Origin of the sequence: Spirosoma agri (genome assembly GCF_010747415.1) — a bacterium.
Classification (GTDB): domain Bacteria; phylum Bacteroidota; class Bacteroidia; order Cytophagales; family Spirosomataceae; genus Spirosoma; species Spirosoma agri.
The window spans coordinates 1,304,283-1,325,971 of sequence record NZ_JAAGNZ010000001.1; the positions used below are offsets into that span (position 1 = coordinate 1,304,283).

At 51.6% G+C, this 21,689-nt stretch carries 16 protein-coding genes; 7 read left to right on the top strand and 9 right to left on the bottom strand.

What is annotated here, in order from left to right; translation table 11 throughout:
• Positions 1–148 precede the first annotated feature (148 nt).
• The 5 genes from GK091_RS05385 to GK091_RS05405 form a co-directional block, all read right to left on the bottom strand.
• Positions 149–3,382, bottom strand: coding sequence for a TonB-dependent receptor (locus GK091_RS05385; RefSeq protein WP_164035579.1), 3,234 nt, complete (start codon positions 3,380–3,382; stop codon positions 149–151).
• A gap of 272 nt (positions 3,383–3,654) precedes the next feature.
• Positions 3,655–4,575 (bottom strand): esterase-like activity of phytase family protein, encoded by a 921-nt coding sequence (locus GK091_RS05390; RefSeq protein WP_164035580.1) that lies wholly within the window; start codon positions 4,573–4,575, stop codon positions 3,655–3,657.
• 86 nt (positions 4,576–4,661) lie between these two features.
• Positions 4,662–5,987 (bottom strand): Fe-S cluster assembly protein SufD, encoded by a 1,326-nt coding sequence (gene sufD / locus GK091_RS05395; RefSeq protein WP_164035581.1) that lies wholly within the window; start codon positions 5,985–5,987, stop codon positions 4,662–4,664.
• 78 nt (positions 5,988–6,065) lie between these two features.
• Positions 6,066–6,815 (bottom strand): Fe-S cluster assembly ATPase SufC, encoded by a 750-nt coding sequence (gene sufC, locus GK091_RS05400; RefSeq protein WP_164035582.1) that lies wholly within the window; start codon positions 6,813–6,815, stop codon positions 6,066–6,068.
• A 231-nt stretch (positions 6,816–7,046) separates the two neighbouring features.
• Entirely contained in the window at positions 7,047–10,811 is a 3,765-nt protein-coding gene (locus tag GK091_RS05405; RefSeq protein WP_164035583.1) for an SdrD B-like domain-containing protein, read from the bottom strand.
• Positions 10,812–11,194: 383 nt separating this feature from the next.
• On the opposite strand from GK091_RS05405, the gene GK091_RS05410 reads away from it, so the two are divergent.
• Positions 11,195–12,700 (top strand): arginine deiminase family protein, encoded by a 1,506-nt coding sequence (locus GK091_RS05410; protein WP_164035584.1) that lies wholly within the window; start codon positions 11,195–11,197, stop codon positions 12,698–12,700.
• Positions 12,701–12,802: 102 nt separating this feature from the next.
• Complete coding sequence (gene ctlX, locus GK091_RS05415) at positions 12,803–13,732, top strand: citrulline utilization hydrolase CtlX (RefSeq protein WP_164035585.1); 930 nt, start codon at positions 12,803–12,805, stop codon at positions 13,730–13,732.
• A 52-nt stretch (positions 13,733–13,784) separates the two neighbouring features.
• On the opposite strand, the gene GK091_RS05420 is transcribed toward ctlX, so the two are convergent.
• Complete coding sequence (locus GK091_RS05420) at positions 13,785–14,804, bottom strand: Gfo/Idh/MocA family protein (RefSeq protein ID WP_164035586.1); 1,020 nt, start codon at positions 14,802–14,804, stop codon at positions 13,785–13,787.
• Between the two features lie 173 nt (positions 14,805–14,977).
• On the opposite strand from GK091_RS05420, the gene GK091_RS05425 reads away from it, so the two are divergent.
• The 4 genes from GK091_RS05425 (at position 14,978) to GK091_RS05440 (ending at position 17,521) form a co-directional block, all read left to right on the top strand.
• The gene (locus GK091_RS05425) at positions 14,978–15,430 is read left to right on the top strand and encodes a MarR family winged helix-turn-helix transcriptional regulator (protein WP_246202144.1); all 453 of its coding nucleotides are present in this window, start codon (positions 14,978–14,980) and stop codon (positions 15,428–15,430) included.
• 50 nt (positions 15,431–15,480) lie between these two features.
• Positions 15,481–15,690 carry a hypothetical protein gene (locus GK091_RS05430; RefSeq protein ID WP_164035588.1) on the top strand — a complete coding sequence of 70 codons (210 nt, stop codon included), beginning with the start codon at positions 15,481–15,483 and terminating at the stop codon, positions 15,688–15,690.
• 170 nt (positions 15,691–15,860) lie between these two features.
• Positions 15,861–16,583: a head GIN domain-containing protein gene (locus tag GK091_RS05435; protein ID WP_164035589.1), complete on the top strand. Its 723-nt coding sequence runs from the start codon at positions 15,861–15,863 to the stop codon at positions 16,581–16,583.
• An 89-nt stretch (positions 16,584–16,672) separates the two neighbouring features.
• The gene (locus GK091_RS05440) at positions 16,673–17,521 is read left to right on the top strand and encodes an SDR family NAD(P)-dependent oxidoreductase (RefSeq protein WP_164035590.1); all 849 of its coding nucleotides are present in this window, start codon (positions 16,673–16,675) and stop codon (positions 17,519–17,521) included.
• Between the two features lie 98 nt (positions 17,522–17,619).
• Here the strand turns inward: GK091_RS05440 and GK091_RS05445 are convergent, their stop codons facing one another.
• Positions 17,620–18,507, bottom strand: coding sequence for a porin family protein (locus GK091_RS05445; protein ID WP_164035591.1), 888 nt, complete (start codon positions 18,505–18,507; stop codon positions 17,620–17,622).
• A 196-nt stretch (positions 18,508–18,703) separates the two neighbouring features.
• Between GK091_RS05445 and GK091_RS05450 the strand changes: the two genes are divergently transcribed.
• Positions 18,704–19,417: an SDR family oxidoreductase gene (locus tag GK091_RS05450; protein WP_164035592.1), complete on the top strand. Its 714-nt coding sequence runs from the start codon at positions 18,704–18,706 to the stop codon at positions 19,415–19,417.
• A 29-nt stretch (positions 19,418–19,446) separates the two neighbouring features.
• On the opposite strand, the gene GK091_RS05455 is transcribed toward GK091_RS05450, so the two are convergent.
• Positions 19,447–21,108 (bottom strand): S8 family serine peptidase, encoded by a 1,662-nt coding sequence (locus tag GK091_RS05455; RefSeq protein ID WP_164035593.1) that lies wholly within the window; start codon positions 21,106–21,108, stop codon positions 19,447–19,449.
• A gap of 78 nt (positions 21,109–21,186) precedes the next feature.
• Positions 21,187–21,591: a MaoC family dehydratase gene (locus tag GK091_RS05460; protein WP_164035594.1), complete on the bottom strand. Its 405-nt coding sequence runs from the start codon at positions 21,589–21,591 to the stop codon at positions 21,187–21,189.
• Positions 21,592–21,689: the final 98 nt, after the last annotated feature.

The window sequence follows — 21,689 nt, forward strand, 5'->3', positions numbered from 1 at the left end:
GCGTAGTTTTACGGTCGACCAGATCCGGTACACTACGCAATTGTATGCAGATGAGGTGACGACTGACGTACGGCAAAAAAAACGCCCGGCACTATTGGCCAGGCGTTTGAAGGAATCAAAGGAATCATCCGTATAATCGACTGACCGGTTAGAAGTTGAACCGGGCACCGAGTTGCATTTGCCAGCGAGAAGCCAGCGGGTCGATTGAATAGGGGGCTGCCGGAGCAGTCCAGGTAAAGGTTGGATCGCCTGTGGTTGGGTTCGTCGCCCGCGCCAGACCAATCGACGCTGTTGAGTTAAAGGTGTTGGGCGAGAAGTACGAATAGCCCAGTTTCTTATCCAGCAGATTCAGGAAGTTGATGATGTCGTAGCTGATCTGGATTGACTGACGGCCTTTCAACTTGATCTCATGCAGGAAGCGCAGGTCCATTGTGTTGTTCCAGGGCGTGCGTCCGCCGTTCCGTTCGGTAAAGTTGCCCTTGCGTGTTTTCAAATACGAATCGGACTCAACGAAGGCCATAAAATCCGTCGCCTGCGTACCGGTGGGCAGAAGTTTCTGCGCTTCGGTCAGGTCGCGCGGAATATACGCCAGACTGTTTGCCTGCCCTGACCCATCGATCGTTGTATTCACATACCCCCACGAGAAAGGCGTGCCCGACTGAAGCGCGTAGAAAAGTGTAACCGTTGTTGCGTTCCGGGGATTCCAGATGCGCCGGTAGTTTACCGTGCCCACAATCCGGTTCCGAATGTCGAAATTAGAATACGCCAGTTGTGGATTATTTGGGCTCAACGCCTGGTTCAGCTGCCAGTTCGACTCCATCGAGTTTCGGATCCCGTTGGTTAAGTCATACGATTTGCCGTAGGTATAGGCCGTCGAGAAACCGAAACCCGTCGGGAAGTTCCGCTGCACCTGGGCGGTCAGGCTATACCGGTAACCCTTGTTCGTGTTCGATAGCAGGTACGCGTTGGCAAAATTGTTATCGATTCGCTGCGCCCCCGCCGAGCCGTTTGCGGCTACGTAAATCGGCTGTTGCTGCTGCGTATCGTAGCTGTAGTACCGGACAACGTCTTTGGTGTTGACCTGTTGGAACTGAAGATCCTTGATCACTTTCGTGTACAACCCTTCGAGTGTAAACTTGTAGCCGCCGACCGTATAATCGACCGCGACGTTGCTGCGGAACATCTGGGGCATCTTGAAGTTGTTGTCGATCAGGTCAACCTGTGTTCGTCTCACCCCCCCATTGGCTGGGTTATTATTGATCAGGAGGCCGCCATTGGGAGCGAGTGGATCACCAACCAGTTTGGTGGTAGCCGTAGCGTTGTTATTGAAGTCATAAGCACCATAACCTACGCCATTGTTGTAGAACGCATAACCCAGCCAGGCAAAGGGAATCCGACCCGTGAACAAGCCTGTTCCCCCGCGAATCACCAGACTTTTATCGCCCTTCGCGTCGATCGAAAAGCCCAGGCGGGGTGACACCTGAACCGTGTTCAGATAGCTGTTGCTGATCTGGTTTAGCGGGGTGTAGGTGTAGGTCGTACCATAGGCAGCATCGCCCGTCGAGGAGCTAACGAGTGGGCTTAGAGCGGGCTTCGTAGGCAGGCCCGAATAATCGAAACGAACGCCGGGCGATACTTTGATGCGATCGGTGAGCTGAATGTCGTCCTGGGCATACAGACTCAACAGGTTGACATTGAAGTGGGCGTACGGATTGGCAAACTGATTGTCCAAGCTGTTAGACGCATCGCCGTAGGGAAACGAACCCCGAACCCGGTTTGGCAGGGATGCATTGTTGGGTGTGCCGATCCCCAGAAACTGATTGAGGTTGCTGTAGGAGATACGGCCGTTCGGCGAGTTGACAAACCCATAATCGATGGTATAGAACTCGTTGTGCGTGCCCACCGTAAACGTATTTTTCCCGACGTAGAACGTAAAATTGTCGGTTAGCTCAAACGTTTTCTGTTTCAGATTGAATACCGAAGCCTCCCGGTCATTGCCCAGGAAAATCGTTCCGCCGTTGTAGCCAATCTCGACCTGCGGAAAGGTTCGTACGTTCGACAGGGTGGTCCGATAATCGTGAATGGACGAGTAGCCCACGATCAGGCTGTTCGATGCCCGGCCTCCAAGCTGGCTCTTAAGTTCGGCAACGGTACTGCTCTGGTTGTTGTTCTGCCGAAAATCGATACTGCCGAACCGGAAGTTCTGCGCGTCCCGTTCGAGGTTCGTTGCTTCCGAGAATACCGTGTTATTGCGAATCGATAGCTGGTGCTTGTTATTGATCGTCCAGTCCAGCCGGTTGAAGAACTTGGTGCTTTTCGAATAGATCGAGTAATCGCCGAACGAACCGGCATCCAGGCCGTAATTGGTCTTGACAAAATCGCTGATTTGCTGGGCAACAGCGGCATCTTTGATGAGCGATGAGTTCGTACCCGCCTGATACTGAACCGGGTCCTGCCGATTGGTCACTTCTTCGTTCGTAAAAAAGAACAGCTTGTCTTTGATCAACGGAAGGCCGACGCGGGCACCCGCCTGGTATTCATGAAAGGACGAAGGCAGTTTTTCTTTAGCATCCGATGCGCCATTCCATTTGCCCACCAGCGACGCGTTCCGGCCAAAAGCGTATACCGAACCCGTTACTTCGTTCGTGCCACTACGCGTAACGGCGTTCACCGAACCACCCAGAAAGTTACCCAGACGCACATCAAAGGGAGCAACCGCCACCTGAATGTCCTGAATGGCATCTAAACTGATCGGATTGGTACGGGTGCTCGATCCGGGCTGGCCAGTCGTACCCGTTGAGCCACCCAGCGATGGGCTGAACCCGATGGCATCGTTGTTGACCGCACCGTCAACGGTAACGTTATTGTACCGAAAGTTAGTCCCGGCAAACGAGTTGTTGTTAGACACTTGTGGTGTCAGTCGAGTCATATCGGTCAGACTGCGGGAAATGGTCGGCAGCCGGCGAATGGTTTCGCTGTTCACGTTCATTCCTGTACCCGTACGCTCGCCACCCCGCGCTGCCTTGACCGTAACTTCGGTCAGGGTTGAACTGGCATCCCTAAGAATAATGTTCAGATTCGCTGTTTCGCCTAGTTGAAGGGAGATGTCAGCTACTGTTTCTGGATCGAAGCCGACATACGTAACTGTCACCTGATAAGGCCCGCCCGAATTCATATTATTGATGCGAAAACGACCATCAATGTCGGTAACGGCGGCATATTTTGCTCCTGTGGGCACGTAGGTAGCCTGAACGGTCGCGCCGATCAAACTCGCTTTTTTTGCATCAGTGACCAGACCGCTTAAGCCACTCGTCGTTATCTGAGCGAAGGCCGTACCAGTCAGTAGTAGCAGTAAAACAAGTAACGTACTGTAAAATTTCATCGAATAAGCCTGATTGATTATCAACTGCAAAATTCATGGAATCGGCAGAGACTTGTATTATGCCAATATTATGAGTTGACCCAAACGCATTAAAATGCGCTTAAATGGCCGGTAAACAGGTATTTGGCAGTAGTTCGTCGGTATATCACGAATCGACATACTTGCATTTATCCGAATCGATCACCTTATCTAATTGACACTGTGCCGTGGCTATAGACAGGTTTAGTCGCTATGATTTAACGGATTGAGCTAGGAGAGAGGATGATGGGAGTCTATCGTCGGCGCAACAGGATAACCTGGTTGCGCAATGTCTGACTTCGGCGAAAATTGTCGTCGGCAATGAGTATGAGGGTTTGCTTCTGCTCGTCAGCCCACGCCATGGCTTCGAGATTGCAGACGGTGCCGGGAAACTGTTTCGCAAAGTCGAAGGCTACTTCTTTCCTTAACGTATGCGTTATCGTGTCCTGCGTTGCCACGTATAGATTTGCCGTAACGCGTTTCTGGTTAGCGTCATAGCAGCGTTCCAGAACCAGCAACCGCTGTTCATCGACAGCCAGAATTTCCGAAATGCCGCCCAACCGTTCTTCCCCCTGCGCGAACGGACAGCGATCGATGGGGTATTTATAGCGCACAACCACGGGGTCGGCGGACTGCGGTTTTGCATAGTAGAAAAACGTGATCGTATCCTGACTCATCCGGGTTTCGCCTTCCCATCCGGCTTCGGGCGCAACCCAGAGGCCACCCGCTGCCGTAATGGCTATACCTTCAAGTCCTTTGTTCGAGCCGGGAAGCGGTACTTTTAACAGAAGTTGTCGGGTGCTGTCACTGAGGGATTTGCCGTAGTACAACGAGGTTGTAAATTCGTGTTCATCGGTCCAGCAATAGGTCCCGGTTTGGGTGTCGTACCGAACACTTTCGAACCAGTACGGCGTTTTCTGCGTCATAGTCAGCCGGGATGTATCGGTCAGATCGCGAAGAGTACGAACGTTCGTAAACACGAAATGCCAACCCCGATCACTCACCAAGTGCCATTCGCCCGATGCGGGCCGTATCTCAAGTCCTGAAAGGCCGTGCAGACTATCCCGTAACACCGGTATGGTCAGTGAATCACCCTCGAAAGTGAACCGTATACGCTGACTGTGAGCGACTCGACTCATTACCAGAAAGAAGAGCAGAAGAAACAGGGTTCGCATAAGGAGCAAAATAAACAAAAACGGTCGGCTAGCGAAGGCTGACCGACCGATATAATATGAGTCTGGGAAACTGGCTGAACTGTGTATTATTTCGTCAGTTTCTCGGTTACAACCCGTTCCAGATACTCCCGGATCGGTTGAATCTTGATCTGGCTCAGGACATCCTGTGAGAACGCGTACAGCAGCAGTGTCCGGGCTTCATCCTTGGGAATACCCCGCGACCGCATATAAAACAAAGCTTCGTCGTTGAGTTTACCGGTTGTCGTTCCGTGCGAACATTTCACGTCGTCTGCAAAAATTTCCAGCTGCGGTTTTGTGTTCATCGTGGCTCCTGGCGAGAGGACAACGTTTTTGCAGGACTGATACGCGTTGGTCTTTTGCGCGTCGGGTCGAACATAGATTTTTCCGTTGAATACGCCCGTGCTGTTGTCGTCGAGAATGCCCTTGTAGAGTTCATTACTGTAGGAGTTCGGCATGGCATGATCGACCAGCGTGTGATTGTCAACGTGCTGACGACCGTTCGGCATATACAACCCATACATGAACGCTTCGGCATATTGACCGTTCAGCACGATGTTCAGGTTATTCCGGACAAAGTTGCCGTTGAGCGTCACCGTCGCGGAATAGAAATGGCTGTTATCGGACTGATTGACCTGCGTAGTACCGATGTGATAGGCCTGCTGCGTTTCGTCCTGCACTTTATAGTGTTGCATCCGCGCGTCGCGATCCAGTGCAATCTCGGTGACGACGTTAACGAAGCTGGACCGTTCGCCGAGGGTTCGATACGATTCAGCCATCATCACCTCCGCGTTTTTACCAACGATCACCAGGTTACGTGGCTGGGAGGCTACGTTCTGATTACGGGCATCGGTAATGAACCGCAGAATAATTGGCTGTTCAACGACCTTATTGTCGGGAACCCGCACTACTACACCATCGGTGGCCAGCGCTGTGTTTAGGGCCGTAAAGGCATTGTCCTGATAATCGGCGTAATGCGCAAAGTGAGAACCAACCAGCTCAGGGTCAGCTTTTATGGTGTCAGCTAGACTCGTAATCTGGACCTGATCGGCGGGGCTAACGATGCGCGAAAGTGCTGGCTGATAGCGTCCATTCACGAAGTAGAGAATATTGCCGTCAAGATTCGGTATTTCCAGCGTGGCCAGATCACTGGCTGTCAGCGTCGTTGTGCTGTCGAGAACAAACGCTTCTTTGAACAGGCCGCTCACGTTCGAGTACTTCCATTCTTCGTGCCGAATGGTTGGAAAACCCAACAGGTCGAACTGGTTCAGCGCTGCCCGTCGGAGCTGATGCAAGGGGGTTTTGCTTTCCCCATTCATCCGTTCTTCGTTGGTTCGGAAAGCCGCCAGAAGCTGGTTCTTGAAATCGTTATATGATGCGTAAGAGGGGTTCATCGTGTTGATTGTAAATGATGAATGTTGAGTAATGAATAAAACGGGACGTCACTCATCATTTATGGTTCATCGGTGGTTTTATGCGGCTTCGGCTCTAATCCAGTCGTACCCTTTTTCTTCCAGCTCAAGCGCCAGTTCTTTAGGGCCCGATTTAACGATGCGACCCTGATAGAGTACGTGAACGTAGTCGGGAACGATGTAATCCAGCAGTCGCTGATAGTGGGTCACAACGATGGTAGCCCGCTCCGGCGACCGCAGTTTGTTAACGCCATCCGCCACGATCCGTAGAGCATCGATATCGAGTCCCGAATCGGTCTCATCCAGAATGGCCAACTTGGGTTCAAGCATCGCCATCTGAAAAATTTCGTTGCGCTTTTTCTCACCACCAGAAAACCCTTCATTCAACGAGCGACTCAGCAATGACTGGTCAATATTAACCAGTTTCATTTTCTCTTTCATGAGCTTCAGAAACTGTACGGCATCCAGTGATTCCTGGCCACGGTACTTACGAATTTCGTTCATAGCCGTTTTCAGAAAGTTTGTCGTGCTCACCCCCGGAATCTCAATAGGGTACTGAAAAGCCAAGAAAATGCCTTCAGCGGCCCGGTCTTCGGGAGCCATATCCAGCAGGTCTTTACCATCAAACAATACGCTGCCACCCGTTACTTCATAATCTTCACGACCTGCCAATACGGATGCCAACGTGCTCTTTCCGGCACCGTTAGGGCCCATAATCGCATGAACTTCACCGGCATTGACTTCCAGGTCGAGGCCTTTCAATATTTGTTTTGTGCCAATGGAGGCCTGTAAATTACTGATCGATAACATAATAGAATATAGCGTGACGGCTAAATGAAGCCGCAAAGATAGCAGATCAAACAGTATCTGCTTTGAAGGGATAACAAAATCGGGTACTTAAAAGTTGATGCGGGCCCGGTTTATTGCTACTTCGGTGCATTTCCGGCCTACTTACCAAATGATCGGGATGAATACATTACCAGGATGAAGTCCACTATAACCGGCGTAGGCTTCATCCTGATAATACTGGCTAGTCTGAAATTACCTCGATTTGGTACGTGTGATAACGATTGGAACGCATACCGTTGTCGAACAGCAGTTCGGTGCGCTGTAAGCACTGGTTCCTGTTGAGCAGCCGGGGAGGGACGCTGTCAGAACGCGGGGACTGCCATCGGCGGGTAAGCCAGTGAAAACGGCAGTGACCGAGTTCGAACCCGTCATACCTACGGCGAAGGTTTTGGTCTGAACACCATCGCTAACGGTGAGCGTACCCGCTGCGGGGTTCGTCAGTTGAATGACTGCCGTGGTTGAATACGTACCCGTTGACACGTCGCACGAGCCCGTTGTCCTCGCAATTGACAGGGAGCATACGGGCGCGGTTGAACAGGAGGTTGGTGCAACGTAGGTCGTGGAAGTGCTTGCCGAACCAGGCTGCGAGGCTGTGATAACATGACTGGCTCCATCGGCGTTGAGATTGCCAAAAACAGCCGTGATCGTTTGGGAACTGGCATTCGTTACAACAAAAGTCAGATTCTGGCTGCCAGTTGATACCGTAAGCGTACCCGCTACGGAATTGGTAAGCCCAATAACTGCCGTCACTGAATATAGGTTAGTGGCCGGATCACAACTACTTGCCGTCGCCGTCGCGCTCAGGCTGTAAACCGGTACGGTCACGCAGGCCGCCGGAGCCGTGTATGCCGATGTTAGGGTCGTACAGCCCGGTAGGGAGGCCACCACATTGTGACTGGCTCCGTCGGAAGCTAGTCCGCTGAATACCGCCGTAAAGGTAGCCGGTTGACCCGCACTGACAGCGAAAACCTGACTTTGCGTGTCGGTACTGATGGTAAGGATACCCTCGGTTGGGTTGGTGACGGTTACAATGGTCGTTGCGGAATAGGTGTTGGTAACGCCGGAGCAAGCCCCCACAGTCGTTGTCGCGTTCAGGCTGCAAATGGGGGTCGTTGAGCAGGCTACTGGAGCCGTATACGTTTTACTGATTGTGCCGCAGTTGCCCGATGTCAACGTTGCCGTATGGTCGCCCGTACCGCTCGTTAACCCGGTCAGCGAGAAACTGGCCGTAGTCTGTCCAGCCGCAATCTCGATGGTTGTCTTTCTTGTTCCATCGGTAAGGGTAAGACTTTGGGCCGGAGCGTTGACCAGGCCAATCGTACCCCGCAGCACATACGTGTTCGTGGCTGGATCGCAGCCGCCCGGTGTTACGCTCAGGTCGGTGATGGTACACGCTTGCGTTTGACCCTGAGGAGAAAATCCCTGATCCCACCGATAGTCAAAGCCACTACCCGGCAGTGTTGTGATGGCCGTGATAGCTAGCGTATCGCCCGAGATAATGGTTGCAGTACCGTCCGAGTCGAGCGAGTCGTCGGGCGTTACGACATTGGCCTGAGTGATTGTCAGGCTGCCGATTGGTTTGTGGAAAACAGCGTAGTAACGACCTGGACTCAGGTTACTGAATTGATAATAGCCCGGATTGCCGTTTTTAGAACTGGTCAGGGTGAAATTGACCAACTGATCGGCGGACACATTAGGCGTGTCTCCCGTTGGTCTGTAAATATCCACCCGAACACCATTAATACCCTGTGACGGGTCTTCGTCCTGAACGCCATTGCCGTTTACATCTCTCCAGACATAATTGCCGTAACCCGCCGGAACGAGGGGTAATGCTTTTATGCCAACCTTTATTGGTTCAGTCGCCAGTAGTTTAGAGTTGTTGTCGGTACGGGTCGCGATATAACCAAATGAATTCCAGGCGATTTCGCCGTTCGTTGGCGCATCAACGGGAGCCCGCATGGCCCACGATAACGTAAGGGCATCCGTGGGCTGCAAAACCGTTGCACCAAAATCGAATTTCATGGACTGGACCGTATTGGGGTCGGCAGGCAGGGTTGTCGACCAGTTAGGTGCCTGACAGGGGCTGGGTATGCCGGGCGTTAGTTCATCGCGGCAGGGGTTTTGCGCCGTACTGTAGAACACGCGGACGTTGGCGGCCGAGGTCGTAACGGCACCGATCAAAAACGGCCGCCATTGCGTACCTCTGGTACTTAGATCAACGACACCCTTATCCCCGATGAACGGAAGAATATCAATGACGACAATGTCTTTCAGAGGTATCGTGCCGACATTCTTGATCTGAAGTTTATAATCGGCAATACCACCCGGAACGGTGTTCCCTGACGATGGATACCGGATGTAGTCCGTATCCAGCGAGCCCCTGACAAATTTCGTCGATTCCAAGCCAGCACCCGTTGGCGCAACCACGTTGAACGGAATGCTGCGTATGCAAAGGCTATCGGTGGTGAGACCATTGCCATTGATGTCGCTGGCGTCGATAAGGTCATGACAGAAGGTGGGGCCAACGTAGTCCTGCGCCATCGTTGCCGTATTGGTGTAAATACCGAGTGGGATGCCCGGTCTGATGCGGGTTTTCAGGGTAATGCGCAGCACTGACGAGGAGCCATCACTGCGTTTCGGAATCGTCAAGCCGGTAAAATTCCACCGGAGCAGGGTCTGAGCCGAGTTGTTGTACTGATCAAGTTTAGTGTAAACCGGCGTAAAGTAAGGGGGCGTACTGCCGAGTGGTGTTGAGTCGAAGGCGTTACCTACGGAATAACTAATTAGCTCCAATTCGGGTGGTAACAGATCGGTGATGATCGGATTCTTGATGTCCAGGCCCGATTTGCTGTCATTGCCGTAGTCAATGGTAAACTCCAGTGTATCACCCGTCACATAACCAGATTTCAGATTCTGTATGGATTTGTTGTTGTAGGTAACCAGCCGGGGTGTCTGAAGAATTTCCGATACGCAGGCTTCCGAAATGGCAATCGGGGTGGCATTCAGCTGCCCGGTCGCTCTGATGCAGTTGATAACGTTGTCGCCTGTCGCACCCGTGTGCTGACCGAATAGATTGCCAAGCTGCAAATTGTTCGTCGAATTAGCGTCAGCGTAGTAGGTACCATCGCCGGGAATTGGTCCGTATTCCCACTTCAGAGCGGTCAGGTAGCTGCCCGTTGACAGCCCTAAACTACTGACCGTATGCGCGTTGGTATTCGTTGCATTCCAGGGGCCACCAGGCCAGAGCTGGTAGGTGCCGTTGGTATTCGTTTTGTAATAGATCTGGTAGGATACCGTGGTGCTGCCATTCGGAAAGCTCGCATCGTTGAAGTTATCGACCCGGATGCTGGCCGGGAACACATCTTCGATCACCAGACTAGTCAGCGTTTTATTGCTTTTATTCCCAAATCCCCATCGATAGGCGAACCCCGAACCGGGATAGCTGGCTCCGTTAGTCGCTTTTGTCAGATAGACCGCATCCGAAAAATCGGGGGGCGTGATACCATTGGTGGCCGTTGTGGTAACGGTGTTCGACGGGCTGGTGTTGCCGGGACCGCTATAGGCCGTGTTGGCCGCTACGGTGCCCGTATACGTGTTTTTCTTGAAGCCTACCGAAATTTGTACGTCATCTGTCGTCCCGTTCAGAACGGGATTCATCGTAACGGTTACCGTGTGTGTGCCGGTGTTGTACGTAACCGACTGCACATTGCCCGTTGGCGCACTTGCTCCGTTAAATTCGAGCGAACGGGGAAGCGGGTCCGTAATGACGACGTTGTTACAGGTTCCCACGATATTGGGGCATCTGATTTGCAGAATATAGGTAAACGGGGCACCCACATCGGCGGTTGCTTTATCCACCGATGTCGTGACCTGAACCTGACCCAACGCCCAGGTCGATACCAGCGAGAAGAAAAATAAAAATAGCGCTTTGTAGCGTTTCGTAAATGTGTATGGCATACCTTAATTAGTAATCACTTTACCCGCACTGCCGATGACCTGTACGTTACGGAACGTACCGCGTTATCCGGAAAGTAGCTCTCGTTTGTCTATGGTACAGGTTATATTGTATATACATGGTACAGATAGACTAAATTAGGTTAACAAGTAACGGATGGCATTCACGTCTCAAAAGTTATGCCATTTATTAAGACGTAGTTACATGATAACGGTCATATATGATGTAGGACTTTCTTAAGAGAGAAGAGACCGCTAGTGGGTTCGTCAGCGAGAGTAGCCCACTACGCCTGTCCGGTGGGGGCTTCGTTCACTGGTTTCATTTCCTCAACCAAAACCGTACCTTGCAAATCTGAGCCCGATATTAACCGGGTCCAGATTTGCGTATGAAAAACCAAACGGATAATGCTGTTGCCGAACGGATAAAAACACAAAATGCTGGTCACTCGCTTCCCCCACAACGCATTGCTATTTCGTCTGAAATTGGTACCCTTAAGCGCTTGCTTATTCACAGCCCCGACCGGGGATTAGGAAAAGTGGTGCCTTCGAAAGCGCAGGACTGGCTCTTCGAGGACATCGTTCATCTCGACATGATGCGCCGGGATGAGTACGATTATTACGTTAAGATTCTGTTGTATTTTTTAGATCCTGATAAAATTAAGGGCAAAGTAGCCGATCTGGGGCCTCACGCCGACCGATCGTTTTTTAAGCCCGATCATGCTGATTATTTTAAATCCGACAACGTAATCGACATCCAGCGGTTACTGGCCGATATCCTGGCTGACGAGTCCATTCGCACCCGGCTGATCGCGGCCATTTGCGGTATCGAACGGACATCGTTTCGAACCCAGCAGCAACTGAACGAATACGATCCGGCGGAGCTGGCCAAGATCATGATCTCGGGCACACTGCCCGATCTGACGATGCTGTTTGCGCCCTTGCCTAACTTCATCTTCACGCGCGACATTGGCATCGTCATAAACGACCATATCCTGCTCAACAAACCCGCCAAGTTAGCCCGGACTCGGGAAGCGTTGCTGGCTCAGTATATTTTCTTTAATCACCCGCTGTTTGCTGATTATCAGGATAAGATCATTGAGATCCCCGACAACGAACACGCGTTCCTGCTTCCGGATGCTGACATAAACCGCGATGTTACCCGCTCAACGCTCGAAGGGGGCGACGTGATGATGATCGCTAAACGTCATCTGTTGATTGGCGTCAGTGAACGAACGACACTCTACGCGGCTCAGCAGGTCATGCGGCTGGTCTTCGACAAGAATCTGGTCGATACCGTTACGGTCCTTAAAATTCCGAAGAAGCGCGATTACATGCACATCGATACCGTGTTCACGCAGGTAAAACGGAATGTGTGGGTGCTGTTGGGCACGTTGGCCCGCACGGGTGATGAAGCCAGAAAACGGGATGTTATTCATTTCTTCGCGCCGAAAGATGTATCCGAAGACCTGAAAATTCTACAGTTCATCAAAGGGCTGGAACACAAACCGATCGAAATCGAAAACCTCGAAGACTTGCTGACCGACATCAGCAAAAATGATCTGGGCGCTACGGAACCCGTACGGTTTATTTATTCGGGTAATAACGAGTTTCCGTTCGGAGCGCGGGAGCAATGGACGGATTCCTGTAATCTGCTGGCCCTGAAAGATGGCGTTGTCATTGGCTACGACCGGAACGAAAAGACCGCCGAAGCCTTTCGCGAAGCTGGATTTGAGGTCATCGGTGCCGCCAACTTGCTGGATCGTTTTGAGCGGGGCGAGTCATCGCCGGAAACGATCGAAAACACCTTTATCATGCTGCCCTCCGCCGAATTATCGAGAGCCAGGGGTGGCTCGCATTGCATGAGCCTGCCGTTGTTGCGCGATGACGTATGAGAACCGAAACCAGCTTTACCCGAACGAAGTAGCAAATTCTGGCGGTGCTGTTTGCAATGATTTGTGTAATTTGCTACCTAATTTAGATTAACCCATTAATTCATGCAATCACAGGCAACGTCAAGAATTTTCATGATTCGTCCGGCTCATTTCGGATTCAATCCCGAAACAGCCGAATCAAATGCGTTTCAGGATGGTAAACTGGCTGCGCAGACGAACGATGCAACTCAGGAAGATGCCCAGCGCGAATTTGATGAAATGGCGCGCCAGCTTCAGGCCACCGGGGTTGATGTGACGGTGTATGAGGATACGGATGAGCCGCATACGCCGGATTCGATTTTTCCGAACAACTGGGTATCATTCCACGCCAGCGGTACGGTTGTACTCTACCCAATGCAGGCTAAAAACCGTCGTCTCGAACGTCGTTCCGATATCATCAATGACCTGGGTGAGCGGTATCATGTTGCTCGTGTCGTCGATCTGACCCATTTTGAAGCGGACGGTAAATTTCTCGAAGGAACCGGCAGTATGGTACTCGACCGAATGAACCGGGTTGCTTTTGCCTGCCTCTCTCCCCGGACCCATCCGGATGTACTTGCCGAATTTGCTCGCCAGACGGGTTACCGGACGGTGGCCTTCCACGCAGCAGATGCTGATGGGAAAGCGGTTTACCACACCAACGTGCTGATGTGTATCGGCGATCAGTTTGCGGTGATATGTCTAGCTGCCATAACCAATCCCGACGAGCGATTGATGATCCGTCAGGAACTGGAAAAACTTAACAAGCGCATCATCGACATTTCACTGGAGCAAATGGCCAGTTTCGCTGGCAACATGCTGATGGTTCAGTCGCAGAAAGGCCAGAAATTACTGGTCATGTCAACCCGTGCGTTCGAGTCACTAACTCCGAAACAGATCGATCAACTGGATGATTACGCCACACTGCTCCATTTCGATCTGCCCGTAATCGAAAGTAATGGGGGCGGATCAGCCCGGTGTATGCTGGCCGAAGTGCATTTACCCATGAAGTAATTAATTTGTGGCTAGTTAACGATAGTATGCCCGCGTCAGCTAGCCACAATTATTATCGATTCGACTGGTAAATCCGTTCGACTATCTCCTGTAAAATAGCACCCTGTTCGGCGGTGCACACGGTGGACGGTTTTCCGTGGCAGGCGTCCAGAAAAGCGGCTGTATTTTTCAACTGGATATCAACCTCTTCCAGATATGGAAACTGGACATCAGCCAGTTCGCCCGCTAGTTCGGTGTGTAGCGAAAAGGGAAACAGCTTCACACCACCTTTGCTGCCGAAGAGTTCCAGATTCCGGTCCTTGTCCTGTTGCGTGTTCAGGGCAAACGAGGCCGATAGCATAATCGACGCTTTGTTCGGGAAAGAGAGGTAAGCTGTAGCCGCATCGTCGACCTCAAATGTAGCTGGATTCCAGTCGCCCATCAGTCCTTTACCCCCCGCCTTGCCGATAAAATCGTAGGTGTTCCCCAGAACCTGGTCGGGTGTCGGATAGTCGAGTGCGCACAGGGCCAGATCGAGTACGTGAACGCCCAGGTCCATCAGGGCACCACCACCCTGCATAGCCTTGTTAGTGAAATAACCCCATCCCGGAATACCCCGCCGACGCAGAAAATGGGCTTTGATGTGATAGATATCGCCCAGCAAACCATCGGCTTTGCAGCGCATCAATAATTCCCATTCGCTCGTTTGCCGAAGCTGAAAATTATACGCTAACACCCGTCCTTTCTCAGTGGCTAGTTTGGCCATCTCGCGCGCATCTTGAGCCGTGAGGGCGGGTGGTTTTTCGCAGAACACGTGGCAATTGTGGGCCAGTGCTTCCATCGTCTGTGGGTGGTGTAAGTAATTTGGCGTGCAGATTACGACGATGTCGGGAGCGCATTCTCGATAAAGCGTAGCCGTGTCGGCAAAGGCGTGAGCAATGCCGTGTTTGTCGGCAAGCGTACGGGCTTTGCTCAGGTCGCGGCTACAGACGGCCACCAGTTCTACCTGTTCGGCTAGCTGTTTGAGCGCCGGGATATGATTTGTATCGGCAATGTTTCCGCCACCGATGATGGCTGCTTTGAAGATCGACATACCGTAAAGAAACGAAAGAGAACGGATTTATCGAAGCAACCCGGTACGAATGGGTAACGCACCACGAACGTACGATAAGCAGTAAAGACAAACTTTTTATAATTTTTGTTTGCACATACAAATAAGATGGGATACCTTTGTTTCACCAATCTGAATGAAGAGTTATGACGATTATGAACGACGTAGTACAGGAAGAAAAAGCCGAAACCCGGTTTAGTGCCTGTCTGCTGTTTTCGGCCAATGCGCTGGCTCGGGCCATTACCGCCATTGGTGATGAAGAGTTCGGGAAATTTGGCATGTGCTACTCCCATGCTTATCTGTTGTGTGAGGTTGTCGGTCAGCCGGGGATATCTCCGTCACAGTTGAGCGAAACGCTTTACCTGACACCGTCGACCATTACACGATTGGTGGAAAAATTGGAGCAAAAGCAACTGGTTCGGCGTGAGTCGGAAGGAAAGAAAACGCTGATTTACCCAACGCCTGAAGGTGAGGCTATACAGCCCGCCATTGCTCAGGCCTGGGATCGGGTGGGCGCCCGGTATTCGAAAGCCATTGGCGAGAACAACATCTGCCAGCTGACACAACAGGTTTTCAAGGCGACCCAAGCATTGGGCGAGGGCCTGTAATGTATTTGTGAAATTTATTGTATGTGCAAACAATATAAAAACTGACCGCTATGAAAACTGACAACGAAACCATCGGATTGATGATCGGCAACTGTGATGCCACCACCAAAGATATTTGCCGTTCATTGGCCAAAGAAGGCATTTCGGCCATTGTGATGCAAAAAGACACGTATGTGTCTGACGTAGATGATGCGCCTAAACAATGGTCAGGGCAGCCTGGAAAAGATCTCTTTTTTAACGGTTGGAAACTGCTATTTTGATAAAAACCATACGTACCGTGCCCAGCGCACATGCTAGAAATTGAAAACGGAGTCCTGCCACGGACTCCGTTTTTGTTGTTGGTTGAGGTCAGGTATAATTCCTGCGCAGGATGCAACGATTTAGTCGTTAATGGTATCTTTCAGTCTATAAATCACTAGCTAATTCAGGTATGAAAACAGTAATCACTGGCCTTTTTCTTGGCTTTTTAGTCCTTTCGAATCAACCCGCCACTGCCCAGGGTGAGCTTGTTGGCAATGGTCAGCTTGTGAAGCAGCAACGCACAATCGGTAGTTTCAGCAAACTAACCGTGCGTGTCGGTATGCGGGTGCTTATTACGTCAGGCAACGCGCAACAGGCCGAACTTGAGGGAGAGAGTAATGTGCTCGAACACGTGCTGACTCAGGTGAAAAACGGCGAACTGACTGTTACGCTCAATGAGAAAATCACGGCCAAACAGACGAAGGCTGTCACGGTTACCATCCATGTGCCAAAACTCGATAAGGTGCTGGTTAGTACCGGCTGCGTGGTTACGTCGGAACTGCCTCTTGTAGCCGACAATCTCACGCTAAGCGTAGAAACGGGTAGTGCGCTAACCGCACCGATCACAACGAAAAAACTGACGTTAACGGTCAAGGAAGGATCGAAGGCCAGCATTCAGGGAACCGCAACCAGTGCTGTGATACAACTAACAGCAGCTGGCCGGCTGGACGCTCCCAGACTGACCATCAATCGGGCCGACGTTAAGCTGGAGAGCGCTAGCCAGGCGACTATTCATGTTACGGAAACGTTGTCGGCATCAGCTGATGGGGTTAGTACCATCACCTATGCGGGCAATCCGTCCATAACGTCGCAGGAAGCAACGGGTATGTCGAGAATCCGGAAGCAGTCATGAACAAAACCGATAAATTACGGCTTACTATCTAGTGGTTGGCTGATGCCAACATACTGAAAATAAACCGTTACTCACAGGATATTGTCTTCATGGGAATCAAAACTGCCCTTATAACGGGCGCCAATTCGGGCCTGGGATTAGCTACGGCCAAAGCACTGGCGCAACGCTCGTTCGATCTTATTCTGGTTTGCCGCAATCAACAGAAAGGTCGCGAGGCCCAGGCCGACATACAAAAAGCAAACCCAGCGGTTCAGGTTGATCTATTGCTGGCTGATTTAGCGGATGCGGAGTCCGTTCGTTGGGTGGCCGAGAAAATAAAGACCGATTATCAACGGCTCGATGTGCTGATCAATAATGCCGGTTATACACCCGCTACCATTGAATTTACCGCAGACGGTATCGAGAAATCGTTCTATGGCAATCACATCGGGCATTTTATCCTGACGTACCATCTGCTGGATCTGCTCAAAAAAACGGCGTCCGAAACGGGCGATGTACGCATCATCAGTTTATCGTCAGCGGCTCATGCGTTCGGTCGGAAAGCCCGTTTTTTCCGGCGTATCGAAACCATGTCGGCGTGGTCTGCCTATGGCGACGATAAGCTGGCGAATCTGCTGTTCGCAAAAGCAGCGGCCAAGCAACTCGCCGGAACGGGGATTACGTCGTATGCCGTACATCCCGGTGCTGTCCGAACAAATTTTGGGGGTGATACGCCGGGCTTCATAGGGCAGATGCTCCGCGTGGCCGGGCCGTTCATGCGTACGCCCGAAAAAGGAGCGCAAACGTCTGTATTTTTGGCATCGGCTCCCCTTAAATCAATCGGTGAACGCAACAATGGGGGTTATTTTGCCGATAGTCGTCCGAAATCACCATCCAATCGTGATGCAACTGATGCGAATGCCGACTGGTTATGGAACTGTAGTTTAGCCTACGTGTAACAGGTAGTGAACGTTCTTTCCGGATGCTACGAAACGAAAATGGCGATGACCAGCAGTCATCGCCATTTTGAAACCCACTCTATGAGAAATCACAAAAATTAACGGCCAAGCGGAAATACGTAACCAATTGTTCCCTCGCCAAGTATCGTTTTAGAGGCTGTACTGAAGCCATTTACGTTGTCCCCGAGTTGGTACGATCCCCGAACTTCGATCGTTACATGACCCGGTCCGGCTTTCAGCATGGTGCCAACACCAGCGGCTGCCCCAAAACTGAAACGACCTATCGTATTGTCGAGACTCTGCTTCACGCCGTTCACGCTGGCACTCGAAAGGTATGATCCGTACGGGCCAATGTTCAGAAAGAAGCGGTTTCCGTCAAACGTACCCGACGAAATTTTAAGAAATAACGGGACAACGAACTGATTCGCTGAGCCGTTGAATGTACCAAATGCTGACGTCTGTTTCGTTTTTACGCGGCTGTAGTTTACCTCTGGCTGGAACGAGAATGTACCGCGCCCAAATTGGGCTACCACGCCACCCACGAAACCAACAACCGGATCGCGCCCCGCCATTTCTTCGAAGTAGATTGGGTAAGTAACGCCAGCGCGTGCACCAATCCGAATCGTTGCACGCTGGTCAGCTACCGGTGCATTTTCCGGGACACTGGCAACCACCGGTTCAGGTCGGGTGGCCTGGGGCGTCGGTTCACTGGTTGCCGGTACTGGTGGTATTGGTGTTGGTTTCTTTGTTATGCCATGATACTGATCATATAATTCCTGTTGTCGATTCGGTTTTGCTGACGTAGGCGTGGTCGATGCGTTCAACTCGGCGGCTCGGGTGGCAGGCGGGCGCACCGAAGGGCGACTCGTTGCACTACTCGTGGTTGATCTGGGTGCTGTCGTTGATGGTTGAGTTACTGGATTTTGCGCGTCGGCCAAGACTGGCACCAGCAGGCCAAGACCCAGCAGAACACACAACGATTTCATAGGGGAGTTAGTCATTTAATCGATTCTGTAAGATTAGTCGGTAAGGTACTAAATATGGAAACACCAATGAGTATACGGTAGTCAGGATGAGCATGCAGTTGTTTTTCTGTAAACATTTTTCTGGTTAGCGGAGTAGATAAACGAACGACGAGTGGTGTACGTTTGGTACACATCACGCTCTATTCTGACCTCGATTATGAAAACTGAAAACCAACGGACAGCTCTGATTACGGGAGCCAATAAGGGTATCGGCAAAGAAATAGCCAGACAACTCGCTCAGCGTGGGTTTGCCGTTTTTATCGGTGCCCGTGACATTGCCAAAGGCCGGGAAGCCTCTGAAGAATTGTGCCAGGCTGGTTACGATTCTACTTTTATACAGCTCGACGTGACTGACCCAGTTAGTATAAAAAATGCCTGTGGTACGTTTTCGCAGAAGGCCGATCACCTCGATGTTCTGGTGAATAACGCGGGTATACTGGAAGATCACGGCGAAACGATCGTGAAACTGAATCCCGAGTTACTGGACCGTACGCTTAAATCGAACGTTAGCGGGCCAATTATGGTGATTCAGGACTTTTTAGAATACCTGCAAAAAAGCCAGGATGGCGGGCGGATCATTAACGTGTCGAGTGGGGCAGGTGCGCTGAACGATATGGACACATACGCGCCTGCCTATAGCATCTCGAAAACGGCGCTCAACGCAGTAACGAAACAGTTCGCGGGTGCGCTCCGGGACCAGAACATTGCCGTGAACTGCGTTGATCCGGGTTGGGTGCGTACCGACATGGGTGGAGAAAATGCCTCCCGGTCAGTCGAGAAAGGGGCCGAAACGATTGTGTGGCTAGCCACCGAAGCACCCCAGTCAGAAAGTGGTAAGTTCTGGCACGATAAGCAGGAGGTGGCCTGGTAATTGCCTGAACCGCCGGGCCGCCCGGCGGTTCAGAAACTTTTCGAAGCGGCCATCTTCACGGCTTCGTACGCATTAAGCAACCCGCCCGTGCTACTTAGACTGGTAAACGGAACCGACTGCCCCGACCAGCCAGGTTTATGAACAGTGAATCTTGGCTTGTAACTACTTTTCTTAAGAATTTCTTTAACCTGCACCGCCGTTAAATCCGGAAAATAGGAGCGGAGCAGAGCCGCTACGCCCGCCGTGTGCGGAGCCGACATACTGGTTCCTGAAAAAACGGCATATTTGTTATTGGGCACGGTCGATAAAATGTCGGTGCCGGGCGCGAACAGATCGACGGTTTGCGCCCCGTAGTTCGATGAACCTGCAACCAGTCGTTCGTCAAGACGCCAGGTGTTGTTGCCCACTACCAAGACATTTTTGGCTACTTTCCCGTTCTCGTATCGGGCCGATGGGTAAGCGGGAATCGAGTCGAAATTTTCCCCATTGTTTCCGGCAGCATGGACAATCAGCACATCATGCTCTTCGGCAAAGCGAATAGCCGCGTCGACCTGCTCTTTGAAAGGTGATAACCGCTTGCCGAAGCTCATATTAATGACCTTTGCCCCGTTTTCGACAGCGTATCGAATACCATTGGCCACGTCTTTATCCCGCTCATCGCCATTGGCCGGAACGACCGCAACGGTCATAATACGGGCGTTATCAGCAATACCATCGATACCGATGTCGTTACCGCGTTTGGCCGCGATGATCCCCGCGACATGGCTACCATGAAGAGCCAGTTCTTGCGATTGCCCGATCACTAAAGTTGGACTGCCGTAATAGCGTTCGGTTGGATCGGCTGGATTGTCGCCAATGGCCGCACGGGGATTGTAGTCCGGATTGTATGCAATCTCGGCATCGCTGGCCGTTATCGTCCGAAACCGTACCCAATTCTTCCTGATCAGTTGTCCGTAGTTTGCGAATGAGCCATAGGCTGGAGTATAGGCATTGGCCAGCAGACCGCGCACGGTGAGCGCCAGCGAATCGTTACCCACGTCGACGGTCCGAATTTTCTGTTGCGTCAGGCCACTATCGGGTAGGAGGGAGGCAATTTTATTGGCGGCTTTCCAGAACAGGGTTGTATCGGCGAAGGCGATTCGTTTAGGCCGTGCTGCCCGGTAGCGGGGCAGAAATATTTTTTTTGCCGATTGATACGTGTCGTACTGGCGTTTTTCGGACGGAGAGAGTTTGGCGCGATCAGCTTGATCGTACTTGGCCTTCAGGAGAATGTAGGTTTGGGTAATTTCGGGCTGATCGTACTCATAGGTGGTTCCGTCTTTGGCCCCCATAAAATTCCAGCCGCTCACGTCGTCGGTATACCCGTTTTTGTCGTCGTCGGTACTGTTGCCGGGTGTTTCGTTGGGGTTTTTCCAGATCACATCCCGCAAATCTTCATGCGCTACATCGACGCCCGAATCGATTACCCCCACGATAACCGGAACTGATGGTCGACCTTTCAGGAAATCGTACGCCTTGTATAAACTGATGCCAGCTATCGAATCGGTGGTCGGATCGAGGTAGGGCCAGTCACGTGGTGGCTGACGCTGACTCAAGCGGCTTTGCGCCTGTACAGTGAGCGAGATCAGCAGCAGAGAAATGCAGCCGACGTAAGTAAGTTTTGTAAACAGCGCAGTACGTAGGCTCTTCATGCGGTTGGATAACTTTTCTCTAAAATACGAGTTTGTCCTCGTTTCTCACACTTTACCAGGCGCACCTGTCCATGAGGATCACGAGAACATCTCTTTGTGAAAGACAATGCCGGTTCCGCGTAGTGTCGTCTTGTTCGTGGCCGGATCAACGACCGTACAACTGATCTCCGCCGTGTGTCGTTTGGTGTCGATCGATTTACATTCGAAGCGGGCTTCGTAGTCAACATCCGGATACATGGGCCGGACGAACTCGAGCAGTTGTGACAGATGAACCCCACCCGATCCGCCAAAATCGCGGCCAAACACTTTCGCGAATACGCTGGCACTTAACATGCCGTGCATGATCGGACGCTTGAAGGGCGTCGTGGCTGCATAGTCAGCGTCGAGATGGAGTGGGTTATCATCGCCCGTCAACGTCGCGAACGTTTGAACGTCCTGTTGGGAAAATAAATATCGATAGTTGTGTGTATCGCCGATTTTCATAGTGAGAGGAATCGTTTAGGAACAGCAATCAACGCCATATAGTTACTAACAAAAAGGCTCCCCAAACGTTTGGGGAGCCTTTCTAAAAACAGTACTGA